The organism is Limosilactobacillus rudii, from assembly GCF_014145455.1.
GTDB classification, from domain to species: domain Bacteria; phylum Bacillota; class Bacilli; order Lactobacillales; family Lactobacillaceae; genus Limosilactobacillus; species Limosilactobacillus rudii.
The window spans coordinates 128,942-151,167 of the sequence record NZ_JACIVB010000054.1; the positions used below are offsets into that span (position 1 = coordinate 128,942).

Annotated in this window: 26 protein-coding genes; 21 read left to right on the forward strand and 5 right to left on the reverse strand. The window is 36.0% G+C overall.

Translation table 11 applies throughout. The annotated features are described in order from the left end of the window. Positions 1–14: 14 nt before the first annotated feature. The 17 genes from H5S39_RS06220 (at position 15) to H5S39_RS06300 (ending at position 12,672) form a co-directional block, all read left to right on the forward strand. Positions 15–1,382 (forward strand): ethanolamine ammonia-lyase subunit EutB, encoded by a 1,368-nt coding sequence (locus tag H5S39_RS06220; protein WP_182596230.1) that lies wholly within the window; start codon positions 15–17, stop codon positions 1,380–1,382. Positions 1,383–1,400: 18 nt separating this feature from the next. Further along, complete coding sequence (gene eutC / locus H5S39_RS06225) at positions 1,401–2,327, forward strand: ethanolamine ammonia-lyase subunit EutC (protein WP_182596231.1); 927 nt, start codon at positions 1,401–1,403, stop codon at positions 2,325–2,327. 16 nt (positions 2,328–2,343) lie between these two features. Next, the gene (eutL, locus tag H5S39_RS06230) at positions 2,344–2,994 is read left to right on the forward strand and encodes an ethanolamine utilization microcompartment protein EutL (protein WP_182596232.1); all 651 of its coding nucleotides are present in this window, start codon (positions 2,344–2,346) and stop codon (positions 2,992–2,994) included. Between the two features lie 17 nt (positions 2,995–3,011). After that, positions 3,012–3,530, forward strand: coding sequence for a BMC domain-containing protein (locus H5S39_RS06235; protein ID WP_220477069.1), 519 nt, complete (start codon positions 3,012–3,014; stop codon positions 3,528–3,530). After that, positions 3,530–4,999 carry an acetaldehyde dehydrogenase (acetylating) gene (locus H5S39_RS06240; protein WP_182596233.1) on the forward strand — a complete coding sequence of 490 codons (1,470 nt, stop codon included), beginning with the start codon at positions 3,530–3,532 and terminating at the stop codon, positions 4,997–4,999. The genes H5S39_RS06235 and H5S39_RS06240 overlap by 1 nt, the downstream gene beginning before the upstream one ends. Before the next feature lie 19 nt (positions 5,000–5,018). Then, positions 5,019–5,318, forward strand: a complete 300-nt coding sequence (locus H5S39_RS06245) for a BMC domain-containing protein (RefSeq protein WP_182596234.1) — start codon at positions 5,019–5,021, stop codon at positions 5,316–5,318. A 45-nt stretch (positions 5,319–5,363) separates the two neighbouring features. Continuing rightward, on the forward strand, positions 5,364–6,020 hold the full coding sequence (locus H5S39_RS06250) for a hypothetical protein (RefSeq protein ID WP_182596235.1): 657 nt from the start codon (positions 5,364–5,366) through the stop codon (positions 6,018–6,020). Between the two features lie 55 nt (positions 6,021–6,075). After that, positions 6,076–6,678 (forward strand): hypothetical protein, encoded by a 603-nt coding sequence (locus H5S39_RS06255; RefSeq protein ID WP_182596236.1) that lies wholly within the window; start codon positions 6,076–6,078, stop codon positions 6,676–6,678. Then, complete coding sequence (gene eutH / locus H5S39_RS06260; protein ID WP_182596237.1) at positions 6,675–7,763, forward strand: ethanolamine utilization protein EutH; 1,089 nt, start codon at positions 6,675–6,677, stop codon at positions 7,761–7,763. The genes H5S39_RS06255 and eutH overlap by 4 nt, the downstream gene beginning before the upstream one ends. A 15-nt stretch (positions 7,764–7,778) precedes the next feature. Then, positions 7,779–8,237, forward strand: coding sequence for a EutQ-related cupin domain-containing protein (locus H5S39_RS06265; RefSeq protein WP_231832869.1), 459 nt, complete (start codon positions 7,779–7,781; stop codon positions 8,235–8,237). A 47-nt stretch (positions 8,238–8,284) separates the two neighbouring features. After that, positions 8,285–8,608, forward strand: a complete 324-nt coding sequence (locus tag H5S39_RS06270; RefSeq protein ID WP_182596369.1) for a BMC domain-containing protein — start codon at positions 8,285–8,287, stop codon at positions 8,606–8,608. 19 nt (positions 8,609–8,627) lie between these two features. Beyond that, complete coding sequence (gene eutJ / locus H5S39_RS06275; RefSeq protein ID WP_182596239.1) at positions 8,628–9,470, forward strand: ethanolamine utilization protein EutJ; 843 nt, start codon at positions 8,628–8,630, stop codon at positions 9,468–9,470. Between the two features lie 3 nt (positions 9,471–9,473). Continuing rightward, complete coding sequence (gene eutP, locus H5S39_RS06280) at positions 9,474–9,911, forward strand: EutP/PduV family microcompartment system protein (protein WP_182596240.1); 438 nt, start codon at positions 9,474–9,476, stop codon at positions 9,909–9,911. A gap of 22 nt (positions 9,912–9,933) precedes the next feature. Next, positions 9,934–10,209 (forward strand): EutN/CcmL family microcompartment protein, encoded by a 276-nt coding sequence (locus H5S39_RS06285; RefSeq protein ID WP_510610097.1) that lies wholly within the window; start codon positions 9,934–9,936, stop codon positions 10,207–10,209. Between the two features lie 9 nt (positions 10,210–10,218). Next, complete coding sequence (locus H5S39_RS06290) at positions 10,219–10,977, forward strand: tyrosine-protein phosphatase (RefSeq protein WP_182596241.1); 759 nt, start codon at positions 10,219–10,221, stop codon at positions 10,975–10,977. A 16-nt stretch (positions 10,978–10,993) separates the two neighbouring features. Beyond that, positions 10,994–11,536 (forward strand): NADPH-dependent FMN reductase, encoded by a 543-nt coding sequence (locus tag H5S39_RS06295; RefSeq protein WP_182596242.1) that lies wholly within the window; start codon positions 10,994–10,996, stop codon positions 11,534–11,536. A gap of 248 nt (positions 11,537–11,784) precedes the next feature. Then, positions 11,785–12,672, forward strand: a complete 888-nt coding sequence (locus H5S39_RS06300) for an Rpn family recombination-promoting nuclease/putative transposase (protein ID WP_231832863.1) — start codon at positions 11,785–11,787, stop codon at positions 12,670–12,672. Positions 12,673–12,995: 323 nt separating this feature from the next. Here H5S39_RS06300 and H5S39_RS06305 read toward each other — a convergent pair whose 3' ends face one another. Then, on the reverse strand, positions 12,996–13,313 hold the full coding sequence (locus H5S39_RS06305; RefSeq protein ID WP_182596243.1) for a type II toxin-antitoxin system RelE/ParE family toxin: 318 nt from the start codon (positions 13,311–13,313) through the stop codon (positions 12,996–12,998). Beyond that, the gene (locus H5S39_RS06310) at positions 13,310–13,552 is read right to left on the reverse strand and encodes a type II toxin-antitoxin system prevent-host-death family antitoxin (RefSeq protein ID WP_182596244.1); all 243 of its coding nucleotides are present in this window, start codon (positions 13,550–13,552) and stop codon (positions 13,310–13,312) included. The genes H5S39_RS06305 and H5S39_RS06310 overlap by 4 nt, the downstream gene beginning before the upstream one ends. 299 nt (positions 13,553–13,851) lie before the next feature. Here H5S39_RS06310 and H5S39_RS06315 point away from each other — a divergent pair, with 299 nt between their 5' ends. The 3 genes from H5S39_RS06315 to H5S39_RS06325 are packed head-to-tail and all read left to right on the forward strand — an operon-like array spanning position 13,852 to position 17,859. Continuing rightward, entirely contained in the window at positions 13,852–14,304 is a 453-nt protein-coding gene (locus H5S39_RS06315) for a MarR family winged helix-turn-helix transcriptional regulator (protein ID WP_182596245.1), read from the forward strand. Further along, on the forward strand, positions 14,301–16,043 hold the full coding sequence (locus tag H5S39_RS06320) for an ABC transporter ATP-binding protein (RefSeq protein WP_182596246.1): 1,743 nt from the start codon (positions 14,301–14,303) through the stop codon (positions 16,041–16,043). The genes H5S39_RS06315 and H5S39_RS06320 overlap by 4 nt, the downstream gene beginning before the upstream one ends. Beyond that, on the forward strand, positions 16,027–17,859 hold the full coding sequence (locus H5S39_RS06325; protein ID WP_182596247.1) for an ABC transporter ATP-binding protein: 1,833 nt from the start codon (positions 16,027–16,029) through the stop codon (positions 17,857–17,859). Before H5S39_RS06320 ends, H5S39_RS06325 begins: the two co-directional genes overlap by 17 nt. Positions 17,860–17,921: 62 nt before the next feature. Here H5S39_RS06325 and H5S39_RS06330 read toward each other — a convergent pair whose 3' ends face one another. Next, positions 17,922–19,358 (reverse strand): C69 family dipeptidase, encoded by a 1,437-nt coding sequence (locus H5S39_RS06330; RefSeq protein WP_182596248.1) that lies wholly within the window; start codon positions 19,356–19,358, stop codon positions 17,922–17,924. Between the two features lie 169 nt (positions 19,359–19,527). Beyond that, positions 19,528–20,034 carry a Cys-tRNA(Pro) deacylase gene (gene ybaK / locus H5S39_RS06335; protein WP_182596249.1) on the reverse strand — a complete coding sequence of 169 codons (507 nt, stop codon included), beginning with the start codon at positions 20,032–20,034 and terminating at the stop codon, positions 19,528–19,530. Positions 20,035–20,161: 127 nt separating this feature from the next. Here ybaK and H5S39_RS06340 point away from each other — a divergent pair, with 127 nt between their 5' ends. Then, positions 20,162–20,893 (forward strand): GntR family transcriptional regulator, encoded by a 732-nt coding sequence (locus H5S39_RS06340; protein ID WP_182596250.1) that lies wholly within the window; start codon positions 20,162–20,164, stop codon positions 20,891–20,893. Between the two features lie 41 nt (positions 20,894–20,934). Here H5S39_RS06340 and H5S39_RS06345 read toward each other — a convergent pair whose 3' ends face one another. Then, the gene (locus tag H5S39_RS06345; protein WP_182596251.1) at positions 20,935–22,050 is read right to left on the reverse strand and encodes an acyltransferase family protein; all 1,116 of its coding nucleotides are present in this window, start codon (positions 22,048–22,050) and stop codon (positions 20,935–20,937) included. Between the last annotated feature and the right edge of the window lie 176 nt (positions 22,051–22,226).

A 22,226-nucleotide genomic window follows, 5' to 3' on the forward strand; every position in this document is an offset into this window, starting at 1 on the left:
AGGGAGGTAATGAAATGATATTAAGCGTAAAGTTGTTTGATAAACAATACGACTTTAGTTCAGTAAAAGAAGTCCTTGCGAAGGCAAATGAGCCTAAGTCTGGGGATGTCTTAGCTGGTGTGGCTGCTAAAGATGCAAAAGAACGAGTTGCAGCTCGTGAAGTTCTTAGCCATTTAACATTAAATGATATCTATAATAATCCAGTAGTTCCATATGATGAAGATGAAGTTACTCGAATAATTATTGATGGGGTAAATAAACGGATTTTTAATGAAATTAAGAATTGGACAGTTGCTGATTTACGAGAATGGATTCTAAGTGACAAAACAACAAATAATGACATTAAGAGAATTCGGCGTGGATTAACTTCGGAAATGGCTGCAGCAGTTGCCAAGTTAATGACTAATATGGACCTAGTAGTTGGTGCTCGTAAGATAATTGTTGAAAAGACCGCCAATACAACAATTGGTCGTCCTGGCACATTCTCATCGCGTTTACAGCCTAATCACCCTACTGACGATATTGATGGTATTATGGCAACCACAATGGAAGGCCTTAGTATGGGAATTGGGGATGCGGTTATTGGATTAAATCCAAATGACGATTCAGTAGAAAGTGTTTCTAAAATTTTAAATAAATTTGAGGAATTTCGATCAAAATGGGAAATTCCAACTCAATGTGCTGTTCTTGCTCATGTTACAACTCAAATGGAAGCAGTACGCCGTGGAGCACCAGCTGGATTAATTTTTCAATCTATTGCTGGATCTGAAAAAGGAAATAAAGCATTTGGTGTCACTGCTGATATGTTAAGTGAGGCTCGTGATTTAGGACTACACCAAGGACAAACTCCAGGTCCTAATTGTATGTATTTTGAAACTGGTGAAGGTTCGGAGCTATCATCAAATGCAAACTTTGGTGCAGATGAATTAACGATGGAATCACGTTGTTATGGGTTTGCTAAGAAATTTGATCCTTATATCGTAAATACTGTTGTTGGATTTATCGGACCAGAATACTTATTCGATTCAAAGCAAGTTATCCGTGCAGGACTAGAAGACCACTTTATGGGTAAACTTCAAGGAATTTCAATGGGTTGTGATGCATGTTACACAAATCATATGCGTGCAGACCAAAATGATGCGGAAAATCTTACCATGTTACTTGGCGCAGCCGGATGTAATTATATTATGGGTGTTCCTCATGCCGATGATGTAATGCTGAATTATCAATGTACTGGTTGGCAAGAAACTGCAACTGTTCGTCGTATCTTTGGTTACCACCCAATTAAAGAATTCGAAGATTGGATGAAGAAGATGGACTTAATCGATGATAAAGGAAACTTTACATCTCGTTACGGTGATGCATCAATCTTTTTGGATTAGTGAAAAGAGGGTGGAAAAATGGATGAGCAACAAATTAAAAGTATGATCCAAAATATTCTAGAAAATATGACAGACGGGTCACAATCTAGTAATTATGATAATGAAATAAACGATAATCAAGAAACTGTATCAACGAGTTCTGAAGTTGAACATGGGAAAGTTTTACCAGACATTACCAAAATAGATATAAAGAAACAGTTTTTAGTTCCCAATCCTCATGATAAAAAAGGATATCTAAAGTTGAAGTCTTATACGCCTGCACGACTTGGTATGTGGCGTACTGGTGTAAGGTACAAGACAGCTTCAGTATTACGCTTTCAAGCTGATCACGCTGCAGCACAAGATGCCGTTTTTAACAATGTAAATCCAGAATTACCGAAGAAAATGGGATTTTTAGAAACCCAAACTGAATGTACTTCAAAACAAGATTATTTAACTCGACCAGACCATGGACGCAAATTTAGCTCTGAAATGGTTGAAAAGATTAAAGAAAATGTCACTATGCATCCCAAAGTGCAGATGGTTGTTGGGGATGGTTTGAGTTCGACAGCGATTGAAGCAAATATTCCTGATATTCTTCCAGCCATTGAAAAAGGGCTTGAATCCTATGGACTGGGCTTTAAGAACAAAGATGTTATTTTTGTTAAGTATGCTCGTGTCGGTATTGAAGATCAGATTGGCGAAATTACGGATGCTGATGTTGTATGTATGCTAGTTGGAGAACGTCCAGGGCTAGTAACTGCCAAGTCAATGAGTGCATATATTGCTTATAAGCCAACCATTGATATGCCTGAAGCTAATCGAACTGTTATCTCTAACATTCATAACGGTGGAATGCCAGCAGTTGAAGCAGGGGCATATATTGCTGAAATGATTGATAAGATCTTAAAGAATAAGAAGTCAGGAATTGAGCTAAAGGAAATTGAAAACGCGCAAGGCAATTAGGAAAGGATCTTAAAACATGAAGAATGATCAAATTCAATCAAATGTGTTAAGTACAAGACTAATTCCTAATGTTGACGAAGAATTAGCAAAATCCTTGAACTTATCTTCTGACATTAAAAGTTTAGGCTTAATTACAGCTGATTGTGACGATGTTACTTATGTTGCGTTAGATGAAGCAACTAAGGCTGCTGATGTTCAAGTTGTATATGGAAAGAGCATGTATGCTGGAGCAGATAATGCAAATACCAAGTTAGCAGGAGAAGTGATTGGGATTTTAGGTGGACCAAATCCTGCGGAGGTAAAAAGCGGATTGGGTCGATGTGTTCAAGTAATTGAAAACGAAGCCCACTTTATCAGTGCTAATGATGATGATAGCATTGTCTACTTTGCTCATACGGTTTCAAGAACTGGGAGTTATTTATCTAAGATTGCAGGTTGTCCAGAAGGAAATGCAATCGCATATCTTATCGCTCCACCTCTAGAATCAATATATGCAATGGATGCGGCATTAAAAGCTGCAGATGTACAAATGGGGACTTTATACGCTCCGCCTTCGGAAACTAACTTTGGTGGTGGCTTATTAATTGGATCTCAATCAGCATGTAATGCAGCATGTGATGCATTTGCAACAGCAGTAAAGCAGATTGCTGAAACACCATTAATTTAAAAGGGTGTGTGATATAGATGTCAGTGGAAAGTTTGGGAATGATCGAAGTTCGTGGCTATTTAGGAGCTGTTGTTGCTGCTGATGCGGCATTAAAAGCTGCAGATGTAGAATTGCAAAATGTACAAATTATTTCTGGTGGATTAGTAACAGTTCTTTTGCGAGGAGACGTTTCTGCTGTTAACGCAAGTGTTGATGCGGGGGTTGCAAGTATTGGTGAATTAAATTGCCTAGTATCACAACGTGTAATATCTCGCTTAGATATGCAAGTTAATGGTTTGACTTCTCCAAAGAAAAAATTTACTTCTTATTCTAAAGCTACTGAAAAAGTAGAAGTAAAATCTGATAAGCCAAGCAAAAAGCTGGATTCTAGCTGGGCTACTAGCAAGGAACAACTAGAAAAAATGAAAGTAACTGAATTACGTCATCAGGCATACCAAATGAACTTAGCAACAATGAGTAAGGCACAAATTAAGATGAGCAATAAGGAAAGATTGATAACAGCAATCTTAAGCGATATTGAGAGGAGAAACCGCTAATGGAATTACAAGACCATGATTTAGTTTCGATTCAAAAAGTTCGCAACTTGATAAGTGCTGCTAAAGAAGCTCAGGCTATTTATAAAAACTATACGCAGAAAAAGATAGATGAAGTATGTCAAGCAATAGCAGATATTGGTGTCTCGAATAGTAGGCAATTAGCAATTGCTGCAAACAAAGAAACTGGATTTGGAAATGTTGAAGATAAGGTTATAAAAAATATTTTTGCATCGAAAGTTGTAAATGAGCGATATAGAGATACAAAAACAATTGGCATTATCAATAGTGACTATAAAACAAAGATAGTAGATATTGGAGAACCGGTTGGTGTGATTGCTGGCCTTATTCCTTCAACTAATCCAACATCGTCTGTTTTTTATAAAACTATAGTTTCCTTAAAAGCAGGTAATGCAATTATTTTTTCACCACATCCAAATGCAAAAAAATGTATTTTGGAAGCTGTAAGGCTTATTAGAGAAGAACTAAAAAGACTAAATGTTCCGGTTAACTTAGTATCAAGCATCCATGATTTAACTCTTGATGCAACAAATGAATTGATGCGTAATCAAGATACAAAATTAATTCTTGCAACTGGAGGAACTAAAATGGTTCGTGCAGCTTACTCATCAGGAACGCCTGCATTAGGAGTGGGGCCAGGCAATGGGCCAGCGTATATTGAAAAAAGTGCTAATATAGCTCAAGCGGTTAAAAGAATTATTGAATCGAAAACCTTTGATAACGGAACTATTTGTGCATCAGAACAATCAGTATTGGTTGATAGAACAATAGATGAATTAGTAAGACAAAACTTTCAAAAGTTTAACGGTTACTTTATGGATAATGAAGAAACTAAAAAGGTTTCAAAATATATTATGCGTAGTAACGGGACAATGAATCCGCAAATTGTTGGTAAAACTGCCCAGCAAATAGCTATTTTAGCAGGTATAAAAATACCACCATACGCAAAAATACTAATTGCAACAGGAAAAATCGATAATATTAATATTAAAAATCCTTATGCAAGAGAAAAGCTGGCTCCAATTTTAACCTATTACGTTATTGAGAACTCTACTCAAGCAATTAACATAGCAAATCAACTTTTAAAAGTTGAGGGAGCAGGCCACACTGCAATGATTCATTCAGAAAATAAATCGATAATCACAAAATACGGCGAGAAAGTTCTTGCTTCAAGGATTTTGGTTAATTCGCCTGGTTCTTTAGGAGGTATCGGTGCGACTGTTAACCTGAATCCAGCTTTAACGTTAGGATGTGGTGCAATAGGAGGAAGTTCAACGTCTGACAATGTTTCTCCTCTTAACTTAATAAATATAAGAAGAGAAGCATTTGGAGTTCGAGATTTAGATGAAATAAAGAAAGAATTTCATCAGTTCAAAGAAGAAACAACGGTTAGTGATGAAGTACTTGTACGAAATGTAGTAACACAAGTACTAAAGGAATTAGGTTATTAATTTTTAAGGAGGATTTATTATGTCAAATACAAATGCTTTAGGTATGGTAGAAAGTAAAGGTCTAGTTGGAGCAATTGAAGCTGCAGATGCAATGGTAAAGGCAGCAAACGTAACCCTAATTGGTCAAGAAAAGATTGGTGCAGGATTAGTAACAGTTATGGTTCGCGGTGATGTTGGTGCTGTAAAAGCTGCTACAGATGCTGGTGCTTCAGCATGTGAAAAAGCCGGGGAACTAGTATCTGTATGGGTAATCCCACGTCCACATAGTGAAGTAAACGCAATCTTACCTCAATTAAATAGTTCAAGTAATAACGAATAATTTTTTTGGAGGTACTGGCTCAGTTAATGTGAAAGGAGGTGCCTCTTGGGAAAACTAATAACAGAAAGTGATGTTAGAAAATTAGTTAAAGATGGAAAGATTAGCAAACATCAAGTGTTTTTCTTGCCAAGGGGTACTATTCTAACACCATCTGCTAGAGGCTTTTTAATTGATCATCAGGTAAAAATTAATAAAGGTAATTCAAAATTAAATGGGAATAAAGTTGTTATTAATAGGCAACGTACTTTTACAAGTAGTTTAGCTACACCTAATATTGATTTTGAAAATTTGGAGTCATTACAAGTTCCGATGCTAGAACTAAAAAATAGGTTAAAGGAACAAACAATTACTTTGATTAAAATAATTAGTTTATCTGAAAACTATGATGAAAAGCCAAAAGTTATTCAATCTATTATTGAGTTTATAAATGGTATTTTAGTTGGAGATTTTTATAGATATGATACTAATAAATCTTTAGAGAAAATAAAAATATCAAGCATTAAACTTAATGTTTTAACTGATGAGATTATGTGTTTACTTAACCAGTTACAAGTATTAATTGTCGATATTGCAATATCCTTGAGAGCTATTAAAACTTTCTATCCTGATCTTAATAGTCTCGATAGTTATAAGGATATAGTAAGTTGGCAAGAAGAAGTTCAGAAATGGATTTCAGATGTGTTAAGTATAGATAATAATTAAAGGTTTCTGGTAAATAAGCAGTTTTAACTGGTTTAATTAAGAAAAGGCTGAGAATATGAGATCTGTTGAATTAGAGGAATTTATTCAAAAAATTACAGATCAAGTACTAGCAGAGTTAGATTTGAAAGAACAGAGTGTTGAATTTAATGCGAAACGGGAATCATATCCTAAATGGGTTATTGATAAAATATCGTCAAACTTTAAATGTCAACTGAATGCAAAGCAGGATAGCACCGCTATCCTGCTTTGTTTATCTAAGCTAACGTTAACAGATGTATTAGCTATTTCAAACTTAATCGGAATTGATGATACATCAAAAAGGGTACTTGATTATTTATATAAAGGATTACCAGTTTGGATTATTTCTAATAAACAAAATTATATAACTAATAATCAGAGATATGCAGTTCGTAAGAATATAAGTGAAGCGCTCAATAAATTAGAAAAGTACGGTATTTTATTTATTCATACAGAAAAAGAATTAAATAACAATATTTCTATTCTTAAAAAGAAATATTCAATTAGGGTTCCTAAACATTTTATAACTTTGGAAGAAGTTCAAAGAAGAAGTTATAAAGGAGAACATCTGCTAAATATAAATGAAGTGCCAACTGATTTAGCAAAAGAATGGATAAATGAAAGAGGTGAAAAAGCATGAGTATAAATGAAATTATTATGTATATAATGGTAATTTTTATGGCTTTAGGTGCTTTAGATAGATGCTTTGATAATAAATTTGGTTTAGGTGCGAAATTTGAAGAAGGAATAAATGCAATGGGGGATTTGGCTTTATCAATGGTTGGAATCATGATTTTAGCTCCTATTATTGCTAAATTACTCTCGCCAATTGTTGTTCCAGTGTATAAGGCTCTTGGGGCAGATCCATCAATGTTTGCAACAAGTTTAATTGCTATTGATATGGGTGGTTATCAGCTTGCACAGCAAATGGCGTTAAATACTCAGGCAGGAATGTTTGCGGCTGTTATTCTTGGTTCAATGATGGGACCAACTATTGTATTTACTATTCCGGTTGCACTAGGACTTATTAGAAAAGAAGATCACCGCTTCCTTGCTATGGGAGTATTGGCAGGGATGATTACGATCCCAATTGGTTGTTTTGTTGGTGGTTTAGTTATGAAGCTGCCATTAATGATGATATTGAAGAACTTAGTACCGATTATTTTATTTGCATTGTTAATTGCGTTGGGTCTATGGAAAATTCCTGAACAGATGATTAAAGGCTTTGCCGGCTTTGGTAAGTTTATTGTTTGGGTTGGAACAGTTGGATTAGCATTAGGTGCTGTTCAATCAATGATTGGTAAAAAATTATTGCCAGGTATGGATAATGTACAGCCAGCAATTCAAACAGTTGGTGGAATTGCCTTAACATTGTCAGGTGCTTTCACCCTTGTATATGTAATTACAAAGGTTTTTAAGAAGCCGTTAATGAAATTAGGAAAATTATTAGGGATGAATGATGTTGCTGCAGCTGGATTAATTGCTTCATTAGCAAACAATATTCCAATGTTTGAAATGATGAAAGATATGGACGATCGCGGAAAAGTAATTAATGTTGCATTCGCAGTATCTGCTGCCTTTGTTTTTGGAGATCACCTAGGATTTGTTGCTGGTGTTGCTAAAACAATGATTTTTCCTATGATAGTTGGAAAATTAGTTGCTGGTATTACAGCGATTATGGTTGCAATGTTTATTGCAGATAAAATGTTGAAAAAGACAAAATAATAAGTGGGGATGAACATAATGCAAATGGATCAAGAAGAATTAAAAAGCCTAATCAGAAATATTATTTTAGAGCAATTAAAATCATTAAACATCACCGATAAGAATAAAACGCAGGATGGCCTAATTTCAGTAGATATACCGTCATGGAATGTGTCAGAAAAAGATAAGATGGACACTGGAAATCCGAATGATGAAGTCTATACTAAAGACTTTTTTAGCCTAGATGAAAGTAAGCGACTAGGTGCAGGACTGATGGTTATGAAGCAAAGTACTTTTGACTGGACATTAAATTATGATGAAATTGATTATGTTATTGATGGGCATCTTGAAGTAGTTGGAAAAAATGGAACTGCCAAAGCTGATAAAGGTCAAATAATTCTTATCCCTAAAGGAAGCAAGATTAAATTTTCTGCTCCGAACTATGCAAGGTTTATTTATATAACTTATCCTGCTGATTGGGAAAATCAAAAATAAAAGATGGTGTGATTGTGGAAACTTCTAAAAATAATTTACCAGAACGAATGATCCAAGAATATGTCCCTGGTAAACAAGTTACATTAGCACATATAATTGCAAATCCTGAAAAGGAAATTTTTCGCAAATTAGGTATAGATGATAGTAATAATGCACTTGGAATTTTAACAATTACTCCAAGTGAGGCATCTATTATTGCTAGTGATATTGCAACTAAAGCTAGTGATGTTTCGTTAGGCTTTTTGGACAGGTTTAGTGGTTCAGTGGTTATTTGTGGTGAGGTATCTGATGTTGAAGAAGCTTTGAAGGAGGTTACCGATCAGTTAAAATCTGTACTGCACTTTTCAGTACCTTCTATTACTAGGACGTAAATAATTTGGAGCTAGGTAGATGGATATTAATATAAAGAAAGCTAATGCAAATTTAGTTGATTTTGCTCAAGTAGTTAATTCGGAGCATTCAGTTAGAAAATTACTTGCTAGTGAAAAAATAAAGGTTGGTGTTGATTTAGGTACATCATCGATTGTTTTAACGGTGCTCGATAAAGATAATAAGCCTATTTATGGTGCCTATGAGTATGCTAATGCGGTTCAAGATGGTATTGTAGTTAATTATTTGGAAACTGTAAAAATTTTGCAGAGACTAAAGCAACGAGCAGAAGCGGTTTTACAAAGAAATTTAGTTACTGCGTGCGGGGCTATTCCACCAGAAACAGGAAATAGTAGCGCAAAAATAGTATCAAACGTAATCGAAGCGGCTGAATTTAAGTGTACGCATATAGTAGATGAACCGACTGCAGCAGGGAAATTTCTTCACGTTGCGGATGGAACGGTTGTTGATGTTGGTGGGGGAACCACTGGGATCAGCGTTTTTAAAAATGATAACTTGATAAAGTCTATTGATGAACCAACAGGTGGTACTCATATGACATTGGTATTATCAGGATACTATCGAATTAGTTATGATGAAGCTGAAAAGCTAAAACGAGATAAAACGAAAGAAAAAGAAGTATATCCAGTAATAAAGCCAGTTGTGGAGAAAATGGCAACTATTACTATTGGTGCATTCAAGAACAAGGAAAAAATATTACCGATTTATGTTGTTGGCGGTTCTACAAATTTTGATGAGTTTGAGACAACTTTTTCAAAAATTTTGCAAACTAATGTAATAAAGCCAATGTATCCTCAGTTTGTTACACCTTTAGGAATAGCGATGTATGATGAGGATGATTAATATATGCTTAAAGCAATATTTATAGGTTCTGTAGGGTGCGGGAAGACTACGTTATGTCAACGGATATTAAATAAAAATTTAGAATATGAAAAAACGCAGGCCGTTCAATTTTATGCTCAAAACTCACTAATTGATACGCCAGGTGAATTTACTGATAATCGGAGGCTATATAGCGCTCTTTCAGTATCGGCAAGTGATGTTGATTTGATATTTTTACTACAAAGTGTTACAGAAAAACGCCAAACGTTCGCTCCAGGGTTTGGAAGTATGTTTTCTAAGCCTATATACGGAATAGTGACAAAGATAGATTTAAGCCAAGATTCTAGTGAGCTAAAGTATGCAAAAGAGCAATTAACTTTAGCCGGTGCAAAAAAAGTGATATTTGTCTCGGCTAAGGAAAATGAAGGAATAGAACAGATAAAAGAAATTTTAAATGCTTAAGCGTGCAAGGAGATGAACAGATGTGTATATGGCAAAAGTAGTGGGGACGATAGTATCTACCCAAAAGGATAATGCATTAATTGGTAAAAAATTAATGATTGTTCAGCCTGTCGATATTAATAAGGAAAATATCCGATATGAAGAGGTTGCAATTGATACAGTAGGTGCAGGTATTGGTGAATACGTATTAATTGCAAGAGGAGCCGGTGCTCGAATTGCAGATAGTGGTGAAAATACTAATAAGAAAAGTGTGAGTGATTGCTCGATTGTTGGAATAATCGACCGTTTTGATAGTTAGTATAAGAAAATGCGTGAGATTAAATTATTAAATGGCTTTAACTTTCGTGATATTGGTGGATATAAAACTTACGAAGGTTTAGAAACAAAGTGGCATAAAATAGTTCGCTCGAGTTATTTATCAGAGTTGTCACAATTTGATCAACAGGTTCTGTTTAGATATGGTATTAGGAATATAATTGACTTACGAACTGTTAAAGAAGTAAGTCAATATCCGGATAAGTATAATTCGGCAATTAATTATATAAATGTTCCTATCTTAGATAGTGATTTAACTCAGAATATGACAAGAAATATGAATAAATTAGATTATAAATCTAGTTTTCAACATATGCTGCAAGTATATAGTTTGATGATTACAGATAAGCAAGCACAGGAAGCTTACCATAAAATTATGGAATTACTTGCAGAGAACAATAATTGTACATTAATCCATTGTTCCGCTGGTAAGGATCGAACAGGTATAGTTATAATCTTATTTCTTAAAGTACTAGGAGTTAATGATGGGGATATTTTAACTGACTACTTAATGACTAATGAGGTTTCATCATTACGTATTAATAATCGGATGAATGAGTTTAAGGAAAAAGGAGCTAGCTTTGAAAAATTAAAGGCAATATTTAATCTATCGACAGTAAATTATTATTACTATGAACAGGCTCAATCCATTATTACTAAAAGGTATAATGGGCTTGAATCATATTTTTATAACCAATTAGGAATAGATCAGTGTTTAAGGGAGAAGCTTAAGAAAAAATATTTATGTTGAAAAGGGGGCTTCTTTAGTGATTAATATTGGAGTATTTGTTGGTAGTCTTAGTCAGAATTCATATAGTCAAAAAATAGCTAGCTATTTAATGAATAAGAACAAGATTGCTAAATTTTTCCAGATAAATTATGATATTTTACCTCTCTATAATCCAGATTTAGAAAAAAATCCTCCATTAGAATGGCAGGTCATTCGCAGTGTGGTGGATAAGATGGATGCATTATTAATCGTTACTCAAGAATATAATTTTTCGATACCTGGTGGCTTAAAGAATGCGATAGATGTTTTATCAGTACCATCTCCGCAACCACATATTTATCAAAAACCGGCATTAGTAATTACCGACTCATCAGGCGCACGAGGGGGAGCAAATGCTAATGCCCATATTCAGCAGCTATTACGATATATTGGAATGAATGTGATGAATAAATTTGTGACAATTGGAAACGTTCAAGGTATATTTGATGATAATAACTTGACTGATAAAAAAATTGCTAAGAGATTAAATAATCTGGTAAATGAATTTATCCAATTCACCGAGACCAGTAAAAGAAGTTAGGCCTCGTTTTATGATTAGAAAAGTATTTTAAAAGATAATTAATGAGAAGTAGTCTTCTTGTTAATTATCTTTTTATTGATTAAAATATATTATTCTATAGGTTAGGATTAATACTATTACGAAATAATGCCTTTCTACACCACTTAGCCCGAATAGCATCATAATTAAAAAATGCAAAACTACTTTTTTACGTATATATATTTTTAGAGGGAAAATTTATTCTAAAAATATGAAAGGTGGCTCTCTGAATGGAAGTTGATCGAACAAACCAGTTCGCTAAGGTATGGAAAAAGTGGCAAAGCATGACGATTACTAGTGACCCTATGTTTGGCATGGTAATGGAAAATAAAGAGATTTGCTTAGAGTTAATTAACCGTGCGTTGCCAAAATTAAAGGCTCAAAAAATTATTCACCTGGTTACGCAGAAAGATGTTAATGCGGTTGGGGCCCATCGAGTTCGGTTTGATGTATATGTTCGTGACGAGCATAATAACATTATAGTGATTGAAATGCAGATTACTGATCAGCAGAATCTTCCCAGTCGGCTTCGCTATTATCAAGAACAAATTGATCATGGATTGTTACGTCCTAGTGATGATTACCGGGTGCTGGCTAAGTACCCAACCTATGTCATTATGTTTTGCGACTTTGATTATTTTGGTCGTGGCTGGGCCCGCTATGAATTTGAGTTAAATTGTACGCGTGATCATAATTTGAAATTTGGCGATCAGCGGACAATTGTCGTATTTAACGCCTTAGCCAAGGAGTTTATTGATGATGATAAACCAATTAAGAATTTTCTTGCTTTAATGCGCAATCAAGGAGACAATAAGGATAGATTTATTGAACAAATTCAAGCAGAAATTGATAAGGTCAAACGTGATCCTGAAAGGAGACAGGGCTTTATGAAATACGAGATGCTAATGATGGATGCACAGCGTAAAGCGCGTGAAAAGGGACGTGAAGAAGGCTTTAAGGATGGTAAAAATAGCGGTCGACTGGAAGAACGCACGAAGGGAATTAAGCATCTTATTAGTTCACTTCAAAAGCTAAATGTGGATCCAACCGTTATTCGTCAAGAATTAAAAGAACAGTATAATTTAACTGAGCAAGAGATTACAGCTTACTTAAATTAATTTTAAGTTGTTGCTTTTTATTGATAATTTGATAGCAGGAGCCTGTAACTTGAGGCTTTGATCTAAATTTTCATGATTACTTTGCCTAATTCCAGCACTCCTTTTAAAATAATTTTTGCTTCAAATAGCTGCCTTTATCAAATTACGACTAATTTAAAATATTTATGAGAAAAGATCGGCCTTGGCTTAATGTTGAATACACTAAAGGTTACCGATCTTTTCTTTTTATAAATAAGTAAAATTGGTCTACAAAAAAAGATTTTCATCGGCAGCTGTTTTATTCATCTAACCAATGAAAATCCTACGATAGCTTTAATAAGCACTTATCGCAATAAATGTGCCAAAACATCCATTCGATTATCATAGACATGTAAAATTTCTACTAATTTTTTATCGTCATGAACCTTATAAAAAACAGTGTTCTTTGATAAATGTAAGAAACGATAACCAATTAATAACGGTGATAGTTCAGTTGCATCACGCCCTAACTTTGGCATTGCCCCTAACTTAGCGATTGATGCTTGTAATGACTTCAAGATTACTTTTGCTTTATCTTCACCAAAATTACGTTCTAAGTATCGTCTCAGAGTTGTTATTTCTCTTTTAGCCGCGTTTCTAAAACGGATTTGATAATCTTTCACTTATCTGTCTCTCCAAACACTTCGTCCATTGTATAAAGGCCATCTTCTGTTGAAGCATTTTGTAAATCTTTTAATAACTTCATACCATTTACAAAACGTTCATATTCTTCAATATCCACGATTGCATATTTTCCATAACCATTCTTAGTTAAAAAAACTGGATTATCTGGATCGACTTCTTTTAAGAGCTTATTGTAATCACGTAAAGCGGAAACCGGCTTAATTGACATTTTCATCATGCTAATCACCTCAGTTATATTGTACAAGACTTTACGTATAATTTACAGCAACAATACTGCTGACTTAATAAATTTAATGCTGTTTAGCTTTAATTATTTAGTAGTGCATTGTAGTTGCTGCTTATTGGGAAGCATTACAATCTTTGAGCATAACTTACAAGGGTCCTGTTAAGCTTGGAATCTTAATTGCTGGTTTCTTCAAGCCATCAAAGTATATTTTTATCTGTTTGCAATTTCTTTTAAATTGAGTAAGATAGATAAAGTTAGGTACCAAACGAATTCTGGAAAGGAAATCTAAAATGATGGACAGTGAACGACTAATAAGGGAATTATTTTCCTTTTCTAATGAACTTCATCAGAAGACTGTGCAAGCTCATCAGGCGCATAGCTCTTTTATAGGGCGTGGGAAAATTTTGTGCTTGTTAGCAAAAAACGAATATATTTATCAAAATCAACTTGCTAAGCTGGCCAAAATCAAGCCAGGCTCTTTGACGCAAATCCTTGAAAAGATGGAACGAGAAGAGCTGATTATTCGTGAACGCGATAAGAATGATCGGCGTTTAATATACGTTAAACTGAGCTCAGCAGGACGAAGACAATTAGAAAAAAACAAAGAATACCATCGTGATTTTCAGAAGTTTATAACGGCACCATTATCGTCTACTGATATTGAGCAGTTTATAAAGACGCTCACAATACTGCGTGGTCGATTCGACGAATATATTAAACAAAAGGAGATGGGAAAAAGGTGATCCGAATAGCACGAAGAAATTTAGCTCTCTGGGCAACTCTCGGAGCAGTTTTCTTTTTACTGATTCAAGTTTCATGTGATTTATACCTTCCCACTGTTACTGCTGATCTTGTTAATCAAGGAATTGTGCAAAAAGATATGGGGGTAATCTGGAATAGGGGTATTAAGATGTTAATTGTTGCTGCTATTGGTTTAGTTGCAGCAGGACTTAACGTTTATTTTGCTGCTACCCAGTCAATGAAGGTTGGTGAAAAACTACGAAGCCAGATTTATCATAAGGTTCTACGGTTTTCTAACCGAGAAGTGGATGAATTTGGTGATTCCTCGTTAATTACTCGGTCGACTAATGATATTGTTCAGATTCAAAACGTAATGGTACAAATGTTACGAATGATGTTGCAATCACCTGTAATGCTGATAGCGGCTTGTGTTTTAGCATATACGCGCGAGCCCAAGTTGACTAAGATTTTCTTCATTAGTTTACCGGTTTTAGCAATAATTGTGATGGCGGTAATGTATTTTGCGGTACCGTTATTCAAAAGTATTCAGAAAAAAACGGATCGAATCAATCTAATTTTTCGGGAAGGGTTAACTGGAGTCCGCGTTATTCGCGCTTTTCGTCAAGATGATCGTGAACAGACACGCTTCAAAAAGGCTAATGAGGACTATACCCAAACTGGGATTAAAGCTTTTACAATTGTTTCAACTCTTTTTCCTGTTGTAACCCTGATTTTAGGGATGACTAATGTTGCCATTATTCTTCTTGGTGGGCACTTAGTCGCTAATATGAGTATGCAGGTGGGGGACTTGATTGCATTTATGACTTATGCTACGCAAATTATGATTAGCTTCATGATGCTTTCGATGATTTTTGTTTTTGTACCCCGCGCTTCTGCATCTGCAGCCCGGGTTAATGCAGTCTTAGACCAACCGATTAGTATTCGCAATGCTCCAGAAAATGACCAAGAAAAAATTAATGTCGATGAACCGGCGTCTCTTGAGTTTAAAGATGTCGATTTCCGTTTTAATGGTGCTGAGCGACTTGCATTAAAAGATTTGAATTTTAAGGTTAAAGCTGGGCAAACATTAGCAATTATTGGGGGAACCGGTGCCGGTAAATCTGCGTTGGTTAACTTAATTCCGCGATTGTTTGACGTTGAGCGTGGTGAAATCAAAGTCGATGGTGTTGCGATTAAAAAGCTAAGTCAACACGACTTGCATGAAGTAATATCGATAACCCAGCAACAAGCGGTCCTTTTTAGTGGGACGATTCGTTCTAACTTACAATTTGGCTATGATCAGGCAACTGATGATCAAATGTGGCACGCTCTTGAAATTGCACAAGCAGCCGATTTTGTTCGTGAAGCTGGTGGATTAGACACAGTTGTAGAACAGAACGGGAGTAATTTTTCTGGTGGTCAACGACAACGTTTAGCAATTGCGCGAACAATTATTAAACCAGCATCAATCTATATCTTTGATGACTCATTTTCAGCTTTGGATTTTGAAACTGATGCAAAGCTCCGAGCTGCTTTGGCACAGGATCCACAAATTCAACAGGCAGTCACGGTAATTGTTGCTCAACGAATTTCAACGGTGGTCGATGCTGATCAGATTATTGTCTTAGATGAAGGGCGTGTTGTAGGTCAAGGGACCCATCAAGAACTAAAGGCTAATAATAAGACTTACCAGCAAATAATTCGTTCACAAGTTGAGAAAGGAGATGTTGAACGTGCGTAGAGGACCACGTGTGCCAGAGCAGGCCCAACATTTCTGGCCAACGACTAAACGTTTGATTGCCTATTTGCGACCATGGCGCGTTGGGGTAATTATTTCTATTATTTTGGCAATAGTCTCTGTTATTCTTTCTATTATGGCGCCTAAAATTCTGGGGGAAGCTACCACGATTATTTATGATGGAATGCTAAAAGGCTATGCTGAAATGAAAGCTGGTACTCATTTAACAACGTTACCAATCAATTTTGACCGTATTTGGCAAATTGGAATTACCGTTATTCTTTTATACCTTTTTTCAGGATTGTTTAGTTTCTTACAACTACAGATAATGACCCGGGTATCACAACGGGTAGTCTATAATTTGCGACAAGATTTTGAAGAAAAAATGCGGCGTGTACCAATTAAATATTATGATACGCATAACAATGGCGATATTATGAGCCGAATGGTTAATGATATGGATAACATTGCGGGAACGCTTCAGCAGAGCCTTATTCAAATTATTACCAGCGTGTTGACGCTTGTCGGTGTTTTCATCTTGATGTTGACGATTAGTTGGAAGTTGACAATTATTGCGCTAATTACAATTCCTCTAAGCATTTTAGTTGTTGCATTCGTTGCCCCAACTTCCCAACGTTTATTTGGCCGGCAGCAAGCAGCACTTGGTAAAATTAACGATCAAGTAGAAGAAACTTATGCGGCTCATACAATTGTTCGAACCTTCAATAAAGAACAAGATGAAGAAAAAGAGTTTAATAAACGTAATCACCGTTACTACCAATCAGCATGGAAAGCACAGTTCTTTTCTAGTCTAATGATGCCGATGATGGTATTTATCCGTAATGTGGGTTACTTAGTGGTTGCCGTAGTGGGGGCAATTCAGGTTATCCATGGGCAGATTACTCTTGGTAACGTCCAGGCATTTTTGCAATATACCAATCAATTTTCCCAACCGATTGCTCAAATTGCGAACCTAAGTAATACAATCCAACAAACAATTGCTTCAGCTGAACGGATTTTTGCGGTGCTAGATGAACCAGAAATGAGCACTGGCCTTATAGAAACACCAGCATTATCTGGTAAAGATTTGCCAAAAGTTGAATTTAAAGATATTAAGTTTAGCTATACAGACGAACCGCTTATCCAGGATTTCAATTTAAAAGCGCCACGCAATAAAATGGTTGCAATTGTTGGACCAACCGGAGCGGGGAAGACGACCATTATTAACTTACTAGAACGTTTTTATGATCCCCAAGGCGGTCACATTTACCTAGATGGTAAGGATACGCGGTCAATGACTCGTGAAGCTTTGCGAAAGCATATTGCAATTGTTCTGCAAGATACATGGTTGTTTACCGGGACTATTTTTGAAAATATTAAATATGGAAATGAGAAGGCTTCAGATGATGAGGTTTATCATGCTGCTAAGATGGCCCGGGCGGATGCCTTTATTCGTGAACTACCGGATGGGTATCAGACAATACTGGATGAATCAGCATCTAATATTTCACAAGGGCAACGTCAGCTATTAACGATTGCCCGCGCATTTTTAGCAGATCCAGAAATCTTAATTCTGGATGAAGCGACTAGTTCTGTTGATACGCGAACTGAAGTATTAATTCAAGAAGCAATGAATGCATTGCAGCGAGAACGTACGAGTTTTGTTGTCGCCCACCGATTATCAACTATTCGTAAAGCAGATCAAATTATAGTTGTTAATCACGGTAGAATCATTGAAACTGGTAACCATGAATCATTGATGGGTCAAAAGGGCTTCTATGCTGCCCTTTATAATAGCCAGTTTGCTAGTAGCAACTAACAAAAAAGGGGTACAAGGCGAAATCATTAACGACTTCGTTTGTACTCCTTTTTACAATTTAATTATAAGTTTTTATCAATCTTAAAGGTCAACTTAGAAAGTTCCAGACCATGCATAACCAGTTCAGCCATTAGGTCCTTGGTACGGGTAGCCATTTCAGCGACCATTTCATGAGTTTTGGCACTCAAAAAATCACTAACTTCAGCAGCAGACATTCCTTCAACCTGAGGGGCAACTTGATTAACCCAGCGGTAAAGGTATTCACGAGCATCCTTTAAATAGTCCAAATCTTCTTTAGAAAACTCAGCGTGGTGTGATTCAACAATCATTGAAAGTGCACGGTACATCCAGTAGGCGCTCTTGAGGTTCATGTTGAGCTTTTCTGGTGTTTCGCGGTAGCTGATATCAATGTCCTCAGCATTACCAAAGAAGGGAACATATGGCGTGAAAGTTGGCACGCCGAAACTCATCCACATAATAGTTGAAGCAGCTTCAGGAAGGTCATTTCGGACTTGTAAGATATGTGAATTTTGCGTCCGGTTTAGTGAGATTGGGCGGAATAGTTGCTTCTCTTGTTCTGTTCCTTCATGACCTAGTGGATCGTATGGCGTTCCTTGATAGTGACTACTAAGAATCTTTTCAACATCTTCAAGGGTTATCCGGTGATTGGTTTGCATGATAAATGGAATATCAAAGTCAAGTGGATCAAAGTCAACACTAGGATTTAAAACCTTATGACCATACCATTGCCGTGGTGTGTTGTAATGTTGGTCAAAGACATCAGCAGTTCCGAAGATATGACGGAAGTCCCAGCCGTATTTGTCAGGATTGAGGTGGTTTTTAGCTACAAATTCTTGGATGCCATCAGACCACATAAAGTTATCTGGATCATTAAAGTCAACCTGTTGAATAGCAACCCGGTTTCCAGTCACAGCATATGCGTCGTCTGGAATACGCTGGGCAACCCAGTGATGACCAGTAACGATTTCCATGTACCAAACATCATTTTTATCGCTAAAGATAATGCCGTTGCCCTCTGCAGAACCATACTTAGCAATCAATTTGCCAAGGTATTTTACGCCATCGCGAGCACTATCAATAAAAGGAAGAGTAGCTGCAACGACGAGGTCTTCATTAATTCCTGTCTCCGTATTGAGCGGATCGCAGGCAAGGACTCGTTCATTAGCGTATACACTTTCGGTAGCACTCATTCCAACATTTTTTTCATTAAAACCACTTTCATCAAAAACTCCTTCTGTTTTGTAATCGACATTAGGAGTTCCTTGATAGCGGTAACCGTCTGCTGGCCGATCAACAACACACTTATTTAGGTAAGCCTTTACCTGGTTAGGGTGGTTATGGTAAGCCGGATAAGTAACGAAACGTTGAGGTGTTAATGGACCGAATGTATCATCATTACGGGCAGCCATTGTTGAACCATCAATAGTGGCATTGCGTCCAACAAGGACAGTCGTACAAGCAGATAAATTTTTCTTCATCTTTTCAGGACCTTTCTTTGTGACCTTTAATATGGAGTTGGGAGAATTTGATATCTCACCAGTCCCTTGTTAATTATTAAACTAATAAGGAAGCTAATTTCCACTTACTTTAATATAAACTACAATAATAGTTTAGTCTTCAAGCTAAGAAGGGTCAATCGTCACAAAATTACTTTTGCTCTAAATCGGCGAAAGTTGCGTGTACTAAAGTGGCTAAATCTTCGGCGTTTAATTTAACTGATCGACCAATTTTACCTGATGAAATGTAAATATCACCTTGTTCTTTAGCCTCATTATCAATGAAAATCGGATACTTAAATTTTTCATAGATGCCGACAGGGGTATTAGCGCCATGGACGTAGCCAGTGGTTTTCAATAAGTTCTTGAGGGGAACCATATTTACTTTTTTATTTCCTGATACTTTTGCTAGCTTCTTTTCATCTAAGTGCGTATCAACAGGGACAACCCCAACTAATGGACCAGTGACATTGCCGGTTAGGACGAGTGTCTTATAAATAATGTGATCATTGATGCCGTCATGGTCAACAGTTAATGACCGAACATCACCGTCTTGGTGGGTTGGAAATTCTGCTTGTTCATATGGCACCTTATTTTTATCAAGAATTTGTTCGACTTGTGTCTTTTTGAATTTACTTTTTTTATTCTTTTTACTCATAATTTCCTCCAAAAAAATATCTGGGACGCACCAATATTTTATAAAAAGATCCCAATTTAAAATAGGTCTGCTATACTTAAAGTGTATCTTAGAAATTCGAATTAGTTAAATCCGAGGAGTTAATTAGATGGCAGACTTAGTATATCGCTCGGTAATGCGTGATATAAAACATAAAATTTTAGATAATCAATATCCAGGAATGCGCCTTCCTGATGAACGGAGCTTAAGTGATATTTATCAAGTAAGCCGCAGCTCAATTAAACGGGCATTAGGGATTCTTGCCCAACAAGGGATAATTTTTAAAAAGCGTGGGGCTGGAACATTCATTAACCCGCTTTACTTAAAAAATCAATCATTATTCCGCTATGAGGGGAGTAATTTGGGAGTCACGGACAGTTTCCAAGTTGATGGCAAAAAGCAAGGGATACAACTGCTGGATTACCAGGTAGTTCCGGCTAATAAGGATGTCCAAGAAGAACTATTCCTTAATGACAATGATTTTGTTTATCAAATCAAGCGATTGCGGTTAATTGATGATCAGCCTTTTATGATTGAGACTGGTTTTATCCCGATTAAAATCACGCCAACATTATCACCAGAAATTGTCAATAGTTCAATCTTTAATTACTTAGAGGATGCAATGGGAAAACGGGTTACCAAATCTTTTATGACCATTGGTGTCTCACCATCAGCTAATGAAGATCAAAAATTACTAGAACTAACTGCCACTGAACCAGTGGGGACGATTGAAGGGATTTTCTTCTTAGATGATGGAACCCCATTTGAGGTATCAAATATGCGAATTCATTATAAGTACATGAAGTATAGTACTTTTGTCAATCTTGACCAAGAAGGCTAACAAGAAGGATGTCCGCCAAAAATGATTAACTTTAGGAATGATTATCCATTAATTATTTTATTAGCGTTAGTTAGTTCTTTTAAATTAATCCAAATAAAATGAAGTCCATACGCTGATAGGAACGAAAGAAAAATGGTTATCAGGGTGAGCAGTGGAAAAGCAATAGTAAGACTGCATGTAAAAGGTAATCGGGTGTATACTTTCCAGCTCCAGTAAAGCCAGAAAACATGACTTAGGTAGGCGCGATAGGCATACAGGGCGATCCAATGAATAAACGGCAGCCATTGATTGCGCCTTTTTTGTAAGAAGGTCATTTCCGTGCTAATTAGACTGATGGTACTTAAGTTATAAAAGATCATTGAGGGAAGATAATAAGGAGCATTTGCTAGTCTTACGGGTGCTCCGTAGTTAAAGAAATTAATGACGATGAAGTAAAAAAAGGCTAGCCAACTAATAATTTGTGCTAACCAGTGACCAGCTAAAAAGGGCAATACCTTCGAATGAAATTGCCACAATAATACCCCGGCAATAGCATAAATTAGAAAGCTGAGGAAAAAGCGATCAACTAGGTACCAGTTGTCTCTATGGGGACCATGAAATACTTGAAGTTTATATCCATAGTACCAACCGAGTTCAATCAATAATGTACAGCAAAAGATAATTATGCCGCAAAAAGGATGATTTGCGACTAGTCGTGCTAACCACCAGAAGAACGGCATGAGGATAATGAATTGCAGCATCATGGTATTGTACCAAAGATGTGGAGCGGCATTTCCACTTATAAATTGCCAGCAAAAAGTTAAACAACTATGGTAATGAAGATGTTGCTGTAGTTGTGGGAGGAAAATTAAATAGATAAGTGTCCACCAGATTGTCGGAATGAATAGAATATGCCAACGATTTAACATAAAAGACGGATAATTTCTTAACGTTGCGTGGGGATGGGTCCTAGTTGTTGAAAATAGAATGCCAAAGATGAACGCGGGTGCACTATATTTTACAGCTTCATATATTCCTCCTAAGAAGAATTGTTGACCGAGCGCTAATTTTGTATTCATAAAAAAGCTAATAACAGATTGTGTAATAACTGCAAAAACAGCCATCATTTTAGCAAAATCTCCAATATCTGCATTGTCTATTTTATTATCAGAATGCAAAGTACTCTTCCCCCCTTTTAAATTTTTCTAACTTTTTTAAGTATACATCGATTAGTCTTAAATAAAGGTAAGTATTATTAAATAGGCAGTTTATCAGTGCTTGTTTTGATGGTGAGAAGTTAAAGAACGGCTTAAAAGTATTAAATTTTTATAATTGGACCGTATCAATTTGTAAA

Coding starts and splice junctions, on each gene's coding strand:
- H5S39_RS06325 (WP_182596247.1), top strand. CDS start 16,027: ATGTTGAACGTGCGTAGAGGACCACGTGTGCCAGAGCAGGCCCAACAT.
- H5S39_RS06255 (WP_182596236.1), top strand. CDS start 6,076: ATGAGATCTGTTGAATTAGAGGAATTTATTCAAAAAATTACAGATCAA.
- eutL (WP_182596232.1), top strand. CDS start 2,344: ATGAAGAATGATCAAATTCAATCAAATGTGTTAAGTACAAGACTAATT.
- ybaK (WP_182596249.1), bottom strand. CDS start 20,034: ATGAGTAAAAAGAATAAAAAAAGTAAATTCAAAAAGACACAAGTCGAA.
- H5S39_RS06245 (WP_182596234.1), top strand. CDS start 5,019: ATGTCAAATACAAATGCTTTAGGTATGGTAGAAAGTAAAGGTCTAGTT.
- H5S39_RS06270 (WP_182596369.1), top strand. CDS start 8,285: ATGATCCAAGAATATGTCCCTGGTAAACAAGTTACATTAGCACATATA.
- H5S39_RS06220 (WP_182596230.1), top strand. CDS start 15: ATGATATTAAGCGTAAAGTTGTTTGATAAACAATACGACTTTAGTTCA.
- H5S39_RS06330 (WP_182596248.1), bottom strand. CDS start 19,358: ATGAAGAAAAATTTATCTGCTTGTACGACTGTCCTTGTTGGACGCAAT.
- H5S39_RS06340 (WP_182596250.1), top strand. CDS start 20,162: ATGGCAGACTTAGTATATCGCTCGGTAATGCGTGATATAAAACATAAA.
- H5S39_RS06235 (WP_220477069.1), top strand. CDS start 3,012: ATGTCAGTGGAAAGTTTGGGAATGATCGAAGTTCGTGGCTATTTAGGA.
- H5S39_RS06315 (WP_182596245.1), top strand. CDS start 13,852: ATGATGGACAGTGAACGACTAATAAGGGAATTATTTTCCTTTTCTAAT.
- H5S39_RS06290 (WP_182596241.1), top strand. CDS start 10,219: ATGCGTGAGATTAAATTATTAAATGGCTTTAACTTTCGTGATATTGGT.
- eutP (WP_182596240.1), top strand. CDS start 9,474: ATGCTTAAAGCAATATTTATAGGTTCTGTAGGGTGCGGGAAGACTACG.
- eutH (WP_182596237.1), top strand. CDS start 6,675: ATGAGTATAAATGAAATTATTATGTATATAATGGTAATTTTTATGGCT.
- H5S39_RS06310 (WP_182596244.1), bottom strand. CDS start 13,552: ATGATGAAAATGTCAATTAAGCCGGTTTCCGCTTTACGTGATTACAAT.
- H5S39_RS06240 (WP_182596233.1), top strand. CDS start 3,530: ATGGAATTACAAGACCATGATTTAGTTTCGATTCAAAAAGTTCGCAAC.
- eutJ (WP_182596239.1), top strand. CDS start 8,628: ATGGATATTAATATAAAGAAAGCTAATGCAAATTTAGTTGATTTTGCT.
- H5S39_RS06300 (WP_231832863.1), top strand. CDS start 11,785: ATGGAAGTTGATCGAACAAACCAGTTCGCTAAGGTATGGAAAAAGTGG.
- eutC (WP_182596231.1), top strand. CDS start 1,401: ATGGATGAGCAACAAATTAAAAGTATGATCCAAAATATTCTAGAAAAT.